At 74.3% G+C, this 13,481-nt stretch carries 9 protein-coding genes and 1 pseudogene; 1 reads left to right on the top strand and 9 read right to left on the bottom strand.

Translation table 11 applies throughout. From position 1 onward, the window contains the following. Nucleotides 1-22 precede the first annotated feature (22 nt). Entirely contained in the window at nt 23-1,054 is a 1,032-nt protein-coding gene (locus tag ACFVIM_RS12060) for an ABC transporter substrate-binding protein (RefSeq protein WP_384300581.1), read from the bottom strand. A gap of 400 nt (nt 1,055-1,454) precedes the next feature. Next, entirely contained in the window at nt 1,455-3,197 is a 1,743-nt protein-coding gene (locus ACFVIM_RS12055) for a dihydroxyacetone kinase subunit DhaK (protein WP_384300580.1), read from the bottom strand. 674 nt (nt 3,198-3,871) lie between these two features. On the opposite strand from ACFVIM_RS12055, the gene ACFVIM_RS12050 reads away from it, so the two are divergent. Then, nucleotides 3,872-5,104 (top strand): MFS transporter, encoded by a 1,233-nt coding sequence (locus ACFVIM_RS12050; RefSeq protein ID WP_384300579.1) that lies wholly within the window; start codon nt 3,872-3,874, stop codon nt 5,102-5,104. A gap of 3 nt (nt 5,105-5,107) precedes the next feature. On the opposite strand, the gene ACFVIM_RS12045 is transcribed toward ACFVIM_RS12050, so the two are convergent. The 7 genes and pseudogenes from ACFVIM_RS12045 to ACFVIM_RS12015 all read right to left on the bottom strand — a co-directional run bounded on the left by ACFVIM_RS12045 (nt 5,108) and on the right by ACFVIM_RS12015 (nt 13,457). After that, nucleotides 5,108-6,187: a YeiH family protein gene (locus tag ACFVIM_RS12045; protein ID WP_384300578.1), complete on the bottom strand. Its 1,080-nt coding sequence runs from the start codon at nt 6,185-6,187 to the stop codon at nt 5,108-5,110. Next, nucleotides 6,187-6,759 carry a cysteine dioxygenase gene (locus ACFVIM_RS12040; protein WP_384300577.1) on the bottom strand — a complete coding sequence of 191 codons (573 nt, stop codon included), beginning with the start codon at nt 6,757-6,759 and terminating at the stop codon, nt 6,187-6,189. Before ACFVIM_RS12040 ends, ACFVIM_RS12045 begins: the two co-directional genes overlap by 1 nt. A gap of 295 nt (nt 6,760-7,054) precedes the next feature. After that, nucleotides 7,055-7,960: a LysR family transcriptional regulator gene (locus ACFVIM_RS12035; RefSeq protein ID WP_384300576.1), complete on the bottom strand. Its 906-nt coding sequence runs from the start codon at nt 7,958-7,960 to the stop codon at nt 7,055-7,057. Between the two features lie 251 nt (nt 7,961-8,211). Then, the gene (locus ACFVIM_RS12030; protein ID WP_384300575.1) at nt 8,212-9,378 is read right to left on the bottom strand and encodes an alanine racemase; all 1,167 of its coding nucleotides are present in this window, start codon (nt 9,376-9,378) and stop codon (nt 8,212-8,214) included. Between the two features lie 2 nt (nt 9,379-9,380). Further along, the gene (locus ACFVIM_RS12025; RefSeq protein ID WP_384300574.1) at nt 9,381-10,505 is read right to left on the bottom strand and encodes an aminotransferase class V-fold PLP-dependent enzyme; all 1,125 of its coding nucleotides are present in this window, start codon (nt 10,503-10,505) and stop codon (nt 9,381-9,383) included. Between the two features lie 284 nt (nt 10,506-10,789). Further along, nucleotides 10,790-11,716, bottom strand: a pseudogene (locus ACFVIM_RS12020) (phosphotriesterase); the annotation flags it as partial. 22 nt (nt 11,717-11,738) lie between these two features. Further along, nucleotides 11,739-13,457 carry a YhfT family protein gene (locus tag ACFVIM_RS12015; RefSeq protein WP_384300573.1) on the bottom strand — a complete coding sequence of 573 codons (1,719 nt, stop codon included), beginning with the start codon at nt 13,455-13,457 and terminating at the stop codon, nt 11,739-11,741. Between the last annotated feature and the right edge of the window lie 24 nt (nt 13,458-13,481).

Genomic DNA, 13,481 nt, shown 5'->3' with positions numbered 1-13,481 from the left:
GGGCCGCTCCGGCCTGGAGGTGTCAGCTTGCCGCGGTGAACGCGGTGGCCCCCTGGTAGAAGGGGAGGGTGTACGCCTGGATGCCCTCGGTGAGGTAGAAGTCGTTCGAGAGGTAGATGACCTGGTTCTTCTGACGGAAGGTCGTCTTGTCCCAGGCCTCCATGTCCTCCACGATCTTCTTGGCGGCGACGACCTTGGCGCCCTCCTCGCCACCGACGGCCGCGTCGCGGTCGAGCACGATCATCCAGTCGGGGTTGAGCTTGGCGATCGTCTCGGGGGCGAGCCCGGAGTTGTCGTGGACGGAGGTGCTCTCCTGGCCCTCGGCGCCGAGCACGTTCTTCAGGCTGAGCGGCTGGGTGAGACGGCTGATCCGGCTGGCGCCGTTGTCGACCTTCCCGGCGCTGGCGACACCGAGGAAGACCTTCTCGCCCTTGGTGGCGGCGACGGCGGCCTGCTCGGCCTTGTCCAGCGCGGCGACGATCTCGGCGGCCTTCTTCTCCTCGGCGAAGATCTTCCCGAGTGCCTCGGTCTGCGTCTTCAGCGCGTTGACATAGCCGCCCTTGGCCTCGTCGGAGGGGGCGACATCCACCGTCTTGGCGATCTTCGACAGCTTGTCGTGGTGGTCGGTGAACCGGTAGCCGCCGATGATCAGGGTCGGCTCGCTGGCGTTGAGGACCTCGAACTTGGGCTCGCGGTGGGTGCCCACGTCCTTGATCGAAGAATCGTTTTTCCAGTCCTCGAAGCCCTCGTTCGGCAGCAGCGCCTTCGGCACCGCGACGGGCTTCACGCCGAACGCCTTCAGCGTGGCGAAGGAGGTGTTGTCGAGCGCGGCGACCCGGGCGGGCTTACGGGGGACTTCGAGGTCACCCTTGGCGGTGGCGACGGTGACGTTGCCCTCGCTCTTGCCCTTGCCCTCGTCCGAGCTCTTGCCGGACTCCCCACAGGCACTGAGCACCATACCCGCGCACAGGGCCGCACTGGTCACGACGAGGGTCTTGCGAAAACGGACGGAACGCACGGCGGATGACTCCCAGGTCTTGCGGGCAGCCGACATCGCATGACGAAGAGGACAAGGCGATGGGGCCGCGAGGAATTCGCTACTTCGCTTAGCCTAACCTAACCCTTGATCGGTTTTCAGCCAGGGGGTGGCCTGACTCCTCTGTGGCCACCTGGGCGCCCGGCGCGCCGGGGAGCGTCCGGCGAGGACATCCGAGTACCGCGCCTCACGAACAGCGGACATCGGGGCAAGGGCAACAGGTAACAGGCAGCCGGACGCGTCCGCCCGGCGGTGCGAGGCGGACCGTGCGGGCCCGGCCCGGCCCGTTCCGGACGGGCGCACAGGTACACAGGTACACAGGTAGGCACGCGGACGGGCGGACGGGCGGACGGGCGGACGGGCGGACGGGCGGACGGGCGGACGGGCGGACGATGTCAGGTGCCCCGGGCCGGCCGCGTCAGCGATAGGCGCCGTTCCTGGTGATCTCGCGGAGCGGCGGCAGCCGGGTGGCGGGCGCCGGTTCATGGACCCGGGCCAGCGCTGTCAGGATCAGCGCGACCGCGACGGCCCCGGGGTCGGGCTGTCCGGCCGCGTGGTCACCGGTGTAACTGGCCCGGCCCCGGCGGGCGGTGAGTACGGCCGTGGCGTGCGCCCCGGTGATGGCCGCCCGGGCGGCGTCGGTCAGGGCCCCGCCGATATCGGCCGGTGAGGTGGTGGCCAGGCAGTGGGCGGCCGGGGCGAGGGCGTCGACCAGGGTGCAGTCCCCGGGCACGGCCCCGCCGATGGTGGTGATGTCGGCGAGGGCCTGTCCCACGGCGGCGGCGAGGGCGGGCACATCGGGGGCGGAGCGGTCGGCGCTGGGCGCGAGCGCGGTGAACAGCATCCCGAAGAGGGGCCCGCTGGAACCGCCGACGTGGTCGCGGAAGGTGTCGGCGAGCGCGGTGGCGCCCGCCAGGGTGAACCGGCGGGCGAGCCGGGCCGCCTCGTACACACCCCCGCAGAAGTTGTCCCCGAAGTCCCCGTCCCCCGTGGCCTGGTCGAGGGCGGTGAGATCGGCGTGGACCGTGGAGCAGATGGCGTGCAGCTCGTCCAGGAAGGCGTGACTGACCTCCGGTGCCGCCACCGCCGCGCCGAGTATCGGGGCCCGGGCGGGGCGGCGCGCGGGCGCCGGGGCGGGCGCCAGGGCCGTGTCACGGGACGCGGCCGCGCCGGGCAGACACAGCGGGGTACGGGTGGGCAGGGTCCACAGCGCGGTCCAGCCGGGTTCCAGCGCGGTCAGGGTGACGCTGAACCCGGCCATGTCGAGCGCGGTCACATAGGAGCCCGCGGCCAGGGCCTGGACCCGTACCCCGCGCGCGGTGAGGTTCTGGTGCACCAGCGCGCTGATCGCCCTCAGCTCCAGTTCGCTGGTGCCGCCCAGACCGGACACCAGGGCGATCACCCCGTCCGCGCGGGGGGCGACGGCGGTGAGCAGTTCGTCCACGACCCGGGTGACGACCCGGTCGACGGAGCCCGAGGCGTCAAGGGTGCGGGCGGCGCGTTCGCCGTGGATACCGACCCCGTAGTCGAGTGCGCCGGGCGCCAGCTGGAACGCGGGGGCCCGGTGCGCGGGCGAGGTGTGGGCGCGGGCGCAGACGGCGAGGCTGCGGGAGGCGGCGGCGACCCGTTCTCCGAGTTCCACGAGACTGTCGAGATCGGCCCCCTGGTCGGCGAGGGCGCCGAGCAGCTTCTCCACCACGAGGGTCGCGCCCGTGCCCCGCCGCCCGGCGGGCGCGTCACTGGTGGCGAGGTCGTCGGCGACCACGACCTGGGCCACCGGGAGACCGCCCGCCACCGCCCGGTCGGCGGCGAGCGAGAAGTTGATCCGGTCTCCGGTGTAGTTCTTCACCACCAGCAGGACCGCGTCCCTGCCGCCGAGGGCGGCGGCGGCCCGCATCGCCGCCTCGATCTGCGTACCACTGGGCGAGGTGAAGACCGCGCCGGGCACCACCGCGTCCAGGCCGCCGCGCCCGAGCAGCCCGGTGTGGAGGGGCTCATGGCCCGCGCCACCGCCGGAGACCAGCGCGACCCGGCGGGTGGGCGCGGGGCGGGTGGCGAGCAGATAGAGCGGTTCGGCGCAGAGTCCGATGTCCGGATAGGCCAGGGCCAGGCCCTGACAGGCGGTCAGGACGGCGGTGCGGTCGGGCAGGAAATGGCTCACTGCGGGCTCCGTACGGTGTTCGGGGCCCACCGGAGGGTGCGGCGAGCCGCCGGGCACGGCGACCTCAGGCGGATGAGGTACCGCTTCGGCACGGATGGGTGGCACGGGTGCGCGGGTCGCGGGCACCGAGGTCCCGCGATCCGGCCGCCCGAGCGTTCGATCATTTTATGGCGATATGCACGGCATTGGCATATGCGGCAGCCGCTCCGGGCCCGGCGGGCGAGCGCGAGCACACCGTCCCGGGCGTCCCGGCGCACCATCGCCGCACGTCGCGCCGGGGCGCTCCGCGATGCCCGGCGGACGGGATCGCACCGCCGGGGAGGGCCGATCGGGTGACATCCCGGACCCGTCACGGCCCTGTCACGCACGCGATCCGAACCGCGCCGCGCCGCGCCGCGCCGACGACTCGACCTCCGTCGACTCCCGGACCGGGGACTCCGGGACCGGGGACTCCCGGGCCGACACCCCCCGGACCAGCGACTCCCAGACCAACGACTCCCGGGCCAACGACTCCCGCACCGGACCCGGAAGGCCGCCACCGGCCGGAGGCGGGCTTCCCCGGCCGGAGCCGGACGCCACCGGGCCGCCCCGCTCCGTACGGCGGGTCCCACACCCCTCCCCCACCCGGCCGCCAACCGCCCGGATGATCGGAACATCGACCTAAGGTGACCGGCATGACCCAGACCCTCCCGGGCCACCGGACCCCGCCACGGCGCCGCCTCGGCTACGGCGCCGCCGCCGTGGTCTTCGCGATCGGTATGGCGGGCACCACCCTGCCGACCCCGCTCTACGGCCTCTACCGTGCGGAACTCGGCTTCTCCGAGCTCACCGTCACCCTGGTCTTCGCCACCTACGCGGTGGGCGTCATCCTGACCCTGCTGCTCCTGGGCAACCACTCCGACCGGGTGGGCCGGCGCCCCGTGCTGCTCTGCGCCCTGCTGTGCGGGGCGGCCAGCGCCGTCTGCTTCCTGCTGGAGGGCGGGCTGCCGATGCTGTACGCCGGCCGGGTGCTCTCCGGGTTCTCGGCCGGTCTGCTGAGCGGGGCGGGCACCGTCACCGTCAGGGAACTGGCCGCTCCCGGACAGCGCTCCCGGGCCGCGTTCGCGGCGACGGCGGCCAATATGGGCGGGCTGGGCTGCGGTCCGCTGCTCGCCGGGTTCCTGGCCGAGTACGCGCCCGCGCCGCTGACGCTCCCCTTCGTGGCCCACCTGGTGCTGCTGGCCCTGGCCTGTGCCGTCGTGCTCGCGCTGCCGGAGACGGTGGAGCGGCCGCGGCTGCGGTCACGTCCCGTACCGCAGGGGCTGTATGTGCCGCCCCAGGTGCGGGCGGTCTTCGCCCCGGCGGGGGTCGCCGCGTTCGCGGGCTTCTCGCTGCTGGGGCTGTTCACCGCCGTGGCGCCGAGCTTTCTCGCCCAGACCCTGGGCGAGCGGAATCTCGCGGTCGGCGGGCTGGTCGTCTTCGCCGTCTTCCTGGCGTCCACGGCCGGACAGGCCCTGACGGGCCGGTTTCCCGGGGGTTCCGCGCTTCCGCTGGGCTGTCTGGTCCTGGTCGCGGGGCTGGTGCTGGTCGGGACGTCGTTGGCCGTGACGTCCCTGCCGCTGCTGGTGATCGGCGGGATCTGCGGCGGCCTGGGGCAGGGGCTGGCGTTCCGCGCGGGGCTGACGGCCGTCGGCGACGCCGCGCCCGCCGCCCACCGGGCCGCGACCGTCTCCTCGTTCTTCGTGGTCGCCTACGCGGGTCTGTCCGTACCGGTGATCGGGGTGGGCGCGCTGGCGGTCACGGTGGGGCTGCGGGACGCGGGGCTGGTCTTCACCGGCTGTGTGACGGTCGTGGCCGCCGCGACCGCGCTGTGGCTGTACCGACGGGGGCGCACACCCCGCGCGGGGAGCGACCGGCCACATACCTGACGTTCAGGCGGTCAGCAGCACCCCGCCGTAGGAGACGGCGGCGATCAGCACCCAGGCGGCGAGCCCCAGGGCGGCGACCCGGGCCCCGGTACGGCTGAGGGAGGGCAGATGGACGGCGCTGCCGAGGGCGAAGAGCGCCATGGCGAGCAGGATCTCCTGTGCGGTGGCGGCGGCCTCCAGCGCGTCCGGGGGCACCACTCCCGTACTGCGCAGCGCGACCATCGCGAGGAACCCGGCGACGAACAGGGGCAGCGGCGGCGGGAGCTTGGTCCCGACCCCCGGGACCGTCCCGCGCCGGGACGCGGCGGCGATACGGCGGCGGGCCGCCAGCGCGAGGAGGGCGACCAGCGGGGCCAGCGTCATGACCCGCAGCAGTTTGACGACGACGGCGTCGGTGAGGGCGGTCCCGCCCGCGGTGCCCGCCGCCGCGACGACCTGGCCCACGTCATGGACGGAGGCGCCGACCCAGCGGCCGAACTCCCCGGCACTCAGCCCGAGCGGGTGGTGCAGCAGCGGCAGCACGACGATCGCGAGGGTGCCGCAGAGGGTGACGAGCGCGATGGCGGGGGCGATGTCCTCCTCGTCGCTGTCGCGTACGGCGGAGACCGCGCCGATGGCCGACGCGCCGCAGATGGCGTAGCCGGTGGCGATCAGCAGCGGCTGGTCGCCGGGGAGTCCGAGACGGCGGCCCAGCCACCACGTCCCGCCCAGGGTGGCGGCGACGACACCGGCCACCATCGCCACGGTGGCCCAGCCGAGCCCCAGCAGATCGACCACACCGACCTTGAGGCCGAGCAGCACGATGCCCACCCGCATCAGCCGCCGGGCGGCGAGCGCCAGCCCGGGACGGTAGCGCCCGGTGATCCGGGGCCGCAGCCCGGGTATGTGCGCCGCGGCGAGCCCGAGCAGCACCGCGACGGTGAGCAGGGGTACGGCGGGCACGGCCCGGTGCACCAGCCAGGCGGTCACGGTGCCCCCGGCCGCGAGGGCGAGCCCCGGGACCGCCGGAGGCAGGGGCCGCCCCCGGCGGGCGACGGCCGGGACGAGGGCGCGCGGAGGTGTCTCACGTCCGAGGAGGGCCATCAGCGGTCGGCCGGAAGGTCGTAGACACGGCGGATGCTGCTGCCGAGGCGGGCGACATCGGCACCGTAGACATGGAAGGAGACCGCGAGTCCCGGCCCGTCGTTGCGTACCTGGTGGATGTCCCCGGGCGGGGCGAACGCCGCCACGGTCCCCTGGGGGTTGACGACGTCCCCGGTGGCCACCAGCCGGGCGGAGCGCCCTTCGGGCACCAGGCGGTAGCGGCGTTCGCTCTCCACTCCCTCGTGGACACCGGTGACGCACCAGGAGACATGGTCATGGACGGAGGTGTGCTGGCCGGGCAGCCAGACGAGCGCGACCAGCGAGAAGCTGCCGTCGCGTTCGGCGTGCAGCACATGCTGGCGGTACCGGTCGGGGTCGCCCTCGCGCTGGGCGGCGGTGAGCAGCCCCGGGTCGCCCAGATAGGGGCCGAGGGTGCGGGCGACGAGCCGGGCCGTGGGCTCGGGTGCGAGACCACGGCGGACGTCGGCGCGTATGGCGTCGATGAGGAGGGCCAGCCGGGGTGCCGACAGGGCCTCGGGGGTGAGGAGACCGGGAACGGCGGAGGTCGTCATGGTGGCAGGGTGCGGTGGCCGGTCCCCCGGGTCCAGCGAGGGTTTGTTGCCCCCACCCCCACGGTTCCTTATGGGTTCGGGAGTCGCTGGAGAGACGCTCGGGAGGCGGTGGGGACGGCGACGGGCGTACGGAGGCGGGGGGCCCGGTTCCGTACGGCGGCGCGCGGCGGGTGGCGGAGCGGCGGTACGCGGTGGCCGGTCCCGTACGGCGGGCGCGGGCGTCCCGTACGGCGGGCGCCGGGTCAGCCGCCCGTACGGTGGGGCGCGCGGGGTCCGTCCGTACGACGGGGGCGGGTCAGCAGCCGACCCGGTTGCCCGCCACGCGGCGCAGCTCGTCCAGGACCAGCCCGGTGGCCGGGATGCGCTGGTGGTCCCGGAGGACATACGCCGAGATCCGCCGGGAGATATGCGGCTGCACCAGTCGGCCGGTGATCTTGGGATGGCAGAGGAACGACAGCACGAGGGCGGGCATCATGGCGATACCGACACCCGCCGCGACCAGGGACTGCACCACCAGGTTGTCATCGGAGGTGAAGGAGATATCCGGGGTGAACCCGGCCTCGGCGCAGGTGTGCAGGAAGTGGGCGCGGCAGCGGGGACAGCCCGCGATCCAGCGTTCACGGGCCAGATCGGCGAGGTGGACCGCGCGGCGGCGGGCGAGCGGATGGCCGGTCGGCAGCAGGACGGTCACCTTGTCCTCCAGCAGGGGTATCTCCTCGACCTCGGGCGGGGTCTCCACGGCGAGGCCGGGATAGCTGAAGGCCAGGGTGATGTCGCACTCGCCCCGGGTGAGCAGCCGCAGGGACTCGGGCGGTTCGCCCTCCCGCAGTTCCAGCCGGACCCCGGGGTGGTCGGCGCCGAGCCGGGCCATGGCCTCGGGTATCAGGGTCGCGGCGGCGCTGGGGAAGGCGCAGAGCCGCACCCGGCCCGAGCGCAGCCGGGTCAGGGCCTCGATCTGCTGCCGCGCCGCGTCGACGGAGTCCAGGATGGTCCCGGAGTGGCGGGCGAGGGCCAGTCCGGCCTCGGTGAGCCGGATGCCCCGGCCGACCCGGACGAACAGCGGGGTGCCGACGTCCCGTTCGAGCGCCTTCATCTGCTGGCTCACCGCGGGCTGGGTGTACCCCAGGGCACGGGCGGCCGCGGAGTACGAACCGGATCTGACGACTTCGTGAAAGGTCCTGATCTGCCGGGAGTCAAACACGCTCGAAATCATAAGCAGGATTTGGGTTACCGAAAGAATCTGTCGGATCGAGGCCAGAAATGGATCACCCGCCGAGGCGCCACCCCGATCAGGATGACCCGACTCACGCCTTATGCCCCTCTTTTCCGTCGAGGTCCTGTCGCGCGTCCTTCCGGTGCGGGTCCTGCATCGCGCGGCCGGATCTCCGTGGACCGGATCTCCGTGGACCGGCGGCGGAGCCCGTACCGCGAGCGGAGCAGAGGTCCGCGGTCTCACTCCAGGGACCGGCCGCGCGCGTCGTACAGACCACTCAGCCGGGGCACCCCCGAGGAGAGGCCGCGGACCACGGCGACCGTGCTGCGGGTCACGAAGACCTGGGTACGGAAGGCGAGGACGACGGTGTCGCCCAGGAGCGCGTCCCGGGGCGAGGCGGGCGCCCGCAACAGCCGGTAGTAGTCGATGGTCCCGGCGGGCGCGGGGTACACGGCCAGCCGCGCGCCCGTACGCGGCACATAGGCGTCGCGGATGACCGCGCGCGGATAGAAGCCGCCACCGCGGACGGCGGGCCTGCCGTCGGCGAGGGTGTGGGCGACCTCGCTGACGTAGACACAGGCCGGGCGCTCCGCCTGGCGGAGGTCCCGCGCGTGCGCGGGTGTGGTGCCGGTCAGCGCGTGACCGGGCTCCGCGTGGGTGGCGCCGTACCGCGCCAGCAGCGGCAGCGTGGCCACCGAGGTGACACTCGGCGCGCTCAGCCTCACCCCGTCGTGGCCGCGTGCCTCCAGAACCTCCCGGGCCCGGACCGCGCGCCCGAGGGTGGCGGTGGGGCGCGGTCGGCCGGACACCGGATCGCACAGCAGACAGGGGAAGGCCGTCACCCCCGCGATCCGCACCCCGGGCAGCCGCTCCACCTGCTGGGCGAAGGAGTCAAGCCGGTCCACCGGAACGCCGCCCTCCTGCCCCGGATGGACATCCTCCGGCGCGCCCTCCACCCGGACCAGGACATCCTGGACGGTGCCGAGCCCGCGCGCGGCCGCCCCGACGGCAGCCGTGTTCGCCAGGTCGAAGACGGTGACGGCCTCGGGCCGCCACCCGAGCATCTCCCCCAGGTCCCGCACCGGGATCTGCACCAGATGCCCCAGATTTCCCGCCGCCGCCCCGGCGGCGCGCAGCGCCCGCGCCTCCGGCGGGTCGATCGCCGCGAAACGGGGGATGTGCCGGGCGACCGCCCGGATCAGTTCGGGGTTGCGGCCGAACTGCTTGGCCACGAACCAGAGGGTGAGACCGCGCCGCTCCGCCTCCGCCGCGAGCAGCCGGGCGTTCTCCTCGACCGCGTCATGGTCCATGACATACGTGTCGGGCGGGATCGCACCCCTGTGGTGCAGCGCGGCGGCGGTCTCCACGAGCGCCGGGTTACGGGCGAGCACGGTGTCGAGGAACATGGTCAGCCCTCCGTACGGCGGTCCAGGCCGGCGAGGGAGCGGCGCAGGATCTCCAGCACCAGATCCGCCCCCGCCCGCATGGGGTTGACCCGGATCGTGGAGTCGGCCAGCTCGGGGCGGTCGTCGAGGGCGGAGCCGGAGAGCCGGTAGAACAGCGGAGCCACCTCGTACCGCGAGCCGGAGCCCACCGGGTGGCGCGCCGCGCCGTGCCGGGCCGCGACGGCGGGCAGTCGCCGTGCGACGGGACGTTCCAGCCGCACCAGCGCGCAGCGGTCCTGCGCGTTGGCGATCCGCGCCTCCGCCACGCCCGGCACCTCACCCGCCGTCAGCCGCTCGGCGACCTCCGTGGTGACCTGGGACTGGAGCGCCCACATCACCGGCACGTGGGTGAGGGCGCGCAGCGCGTCCAGGGCCTGGTGGCCCTGGACCTGGCCACCGCCGGAGTAGGTGTCCCGGTGGATCGGGTCGACCAGGTCTGCGGCGCCGACCACGACGCCGACCCCCTCGGGGCCGTGGAGCTTGAAGAGGGAGAAACAGGAGGCGTCCGCGCCGAGTTCGACCCCGCAGGCCGGGACGCGCAGCGCCGCGTAGTTGTCGTCGACGATCGTCCGCACCCCGGCCGCGCGACAGGCCGCCACCGTCTCGCCGGGGTCATAGGAGTCATTGAGCCGCTGCCGGGTGTGCTGGACATAGGCCCAGGCGAACCGGCCCGAGGCCAGTGCCCGCCCCAGCGCCCGGCGGTCGTTGAAGTCGACCGCCGTGGTCCGCGCGCCCAGGGCGCGCAGGGTGACCCCGGTGGTGCGGTAGACCGGCGCCCGGTGGATGAGCAGCCGCCGGTCCGGGCCCAGGGCCGTGGCGAGGGCGGCCCGGATCGCCCCCGTACCCGCCCCCTGGACGAGTACGGCGGCCCGCGCGCCGAAGAAGTCGGCGAGGACGGCCTCCACCCGGGCCGTGGTCCTGGGCCGCCCCAGACCGGGGGTGACTCCGAGGTCCGCGGTGAAGAGCTGGTCCCCCTCGAAGTGCCGGGCGACGCACTCCAGCAGCCGGAACTGCCGGGCGACCGCGTCGGCCAGCGGAACGACGGGGAGCGGGAAGGTGACCGGGAGCCGGGGACCGCCGTCGGTCATCAGCCCTCCTCCGTGGAGGCGGACGGGACGCCAGGACCCGGCGCGCCCGCCGGACTCCCGGCGGCGCTGCCCCCCGCACACGTACGGGCCGGGGACGGGGTCCGGCCCGACCGGGTCGGCTCCGGTCGGATCGGCTCCGGTCGGTGCCCGTCCGACGCGAGCCCGGATCCGTCCCGCCGGGACCCAGGTGGCGCGGGCCCGGATCCGTCCGGCCGGGATCCGCGCGGCCCGGCCGTGTCCGGCTCGGGTCCGGCGCCGCTCGCCCCAGTCGCCTGGGGCGCCTCGCTCGCTCCGGTCAGGAAGCGGAGCGGATTGCGCCGGGTCATCAGGTCGATCAGTTCGTCGTCCACTCCGGCCGCCCGCGCCCGGGGCAGGAAGGACCGGAACAGATGCCCGTAGCCCGGTCCGTCCGCACCGGTCAGATAGGCGTGGCGGGAGATGTCACAGGAGAGCAGCACCCGGTCGGCGTGCCCGGCGTCGAGCAGGGCCAGCAGCAGGCGCAGCCGGGTGGTGTCGCTCTGGTAGCCGATCTTGCCCACGGTGTCGAAGGAGACATACGCCCCCTCGGCCGCCAGTCGGCGGTGGGTGCCGGGGTCGTCGAGGAGGTCCTGGTGGCCGAGGGCGATCCGGTGCGGCGCGAGACCCCGCGCCATGAGCAGTTCGAGCTGGGCCCGTCCGCCCCGGCCGAGCGTCGCGTGGGTGGCCACGGACAGGCCCGCCGCGACGGCGGCGCGCGCGGCGGCGGCCAGCGTCCGGCGCTCCGGCTCGCTGGGCCGCTCGCCCCCGCTGCCCGCCTCGGCGATGAGTCCGGGCCGGATTCCGGCCGGTCCGATACCGGTGTCGATATCGGACAGCAGCGTCTGAGTGAGCCGCCCGATATCGGCGCCGCCGCCGACCTCGGGCGGGTGGAACCGTTCGTGGTACCACCCGGTGGCGGCCACCACGGCGACGCCCGACGCGGTGGAGATCCGCGCCAGCGCGTCCACGTCGCGCCCCATGCCCCGGCCGGTCTGCTCGATGACGAGCGACAGGCCGGCCGACTCCCGCAGCGCCACGAGTTCACCGGTGATCGCCCCGGCGTGGCGGTGGTCCAGCACCGCCCCCGGGTCCCCGGCACGCCGCAGATCGAGGGCGAGGTGCTCATGGGCGAGGACGGGGCCGACGACGGCGGACGTCGGCAGGGGGCCGGTGACGGTCCGCAGAGTACGCATGGGACACCTTCCCTGGGCCGGCTCAGCCCTTGACCGGGGTGAACAGGTTCAGCCAGTACAGGAGGTTGAGCAGGACACCGCCGACGACCACGGCGGCCGGGGCGGCGGCCATCCGGACGACGACCCGGCCCATCGCCTCGTTGAGCAGGTACAGCCCGCCGACGATGAGGATGCCGAGCCCACCGCCCATGGTGGACGCGGCCATCAGGGAGCCGAACAGGATGGCCAGACCGAGGGTGTCGGTGATGGCCCCGCGCAGCTGCTCCGAGCAGTCGCGCACCGACGGCAGCCCGCCCAGCAGCCGCCCGATCCTGGCGAGGGCCAGCACCTCGGCGGCGAGGACCAGCGCGCCGCACAGGGCGGCGAGCCAGGGGTTCGGCAGCAGATAGCCGACGGGATAGACGAAGGTGAGACCCGCTATGCCGTACGCGCCGGAGGCCAGCGCGGTCGTCGCGATCAGCGGCAGGAATCCGAAGGCGCGGTAGAGGTCGACCTGGGCGGCCTCCCCGTACTCGCCCTGGGCTATGAGGAAGCTCGTGGCCTCCCCGCCACCGAAGGCACGCGTCTGGGCCAGCAGGCACACCCCCGCGCCCAGCAGCATCAAGAGCGGCAGCCGCGCGCGGAGCCGGGTCGCGCTGGTGGCGAAGAGCGATGCCATCGGGTCCCCGCCCCCCGCCGCGACGACGGCCGGACCCGGCGCCCGGCGCCCGAGCTCTTCGGCGGCCGGATCCCCCTGACGCCGTGCGCTGGGCTTCCCGGCGGCCGTGCGCGACCCGGGCCTACCGGGGTTCGCCTTCGCGGGGTTCCCGTCCCCGAGGTTCGCCTTCCCAGGATTCGCCTTCCCGAGGTTCTCGTCCCTGAGGTTCGCCTTCCCGAGGTTCGCCGTCGCGGAGCCCTCAGCCCCGGAGCCGTCGGCCCCTGGGCTCGCGTCGGCCGGACTCCCACCGGCCGTACCGGCGCCTCGGACGGTCTCGTCTCCCTGGTTGCCCGCGACACCCGGGCCTACCGGGATCTCCCGCACCTCCTGGGCGGCCCGCACACCCGCGGCTGCCCGCACACCCACAGCTGCCCGTTCCGCCCGGTCGGCGCGGCGCCGCCCCATATCCCTGGCCGCGGCGAAGCCGATGAGCGCCAGCACACCCACCGCCATGGCGATGGCCCCCGGGAACACCTCGGGCCACAGCTTCATCGTCGCGAGCACCAGGGCCAGTTGCACGACGGCGGCGAGGGCACCGCGCGCCCTGCCGAACTGCCGGGTGATCGCGAGCGCGGGGAAGAGCGTGAACAGGAACAGGATCGGGGTCGCCATCTCCCGCAGGGCGGCGAGGAAGTCGACCGGCAGCCGGCCCGCCACGGTGGTGGCGCCGTCCAGCCCGAAGACGACGACCGCGCCCCACGCCGCGCCGAGCAGGGGCGCCAGCCACCGCTTCGGCGCCAGCAGTCCCAGGACATCGGTGGGCAGGAACAGCAGCCAGGGATTGAGTACCCCGGTGGAGAGCGCCATCGGGGCGCCGAGGCCGAAGATGAACCCGGCGGAGAGCCCGAACGACACCGCCGTGGTGGCGCCCCGGGTGCTCCTGCCCTGGATGAAGTCGAGCAGGAACGGGCGCACCCCGTCATTGAAGACGGCCAGCGCCAGATGGGCGATGAGGGCCGTGAGCGCGCACACGGCGATGACGGTCAGTTGCTGGGACAGGGAGAAGCTCAGGTCGGCACCGCCCACGGCGGGGTTCCCGCTCAACGATGGCCCCCTCGCGTCGTACCG

Origin of the sequence: Streptomyces sp. NPDC057638, assembly GCF_042800315.1 — a bacterium.
Lineage (GTDB): Bacteria > Actinomycetota > Actinomycetes > Streptomycetales > Streptomycetaceae > Streptomyces.
Note: the sequence above shows the minus strand (reverse complement) of the source record. Positions and strands in the feature narration are given on the sequence as shown.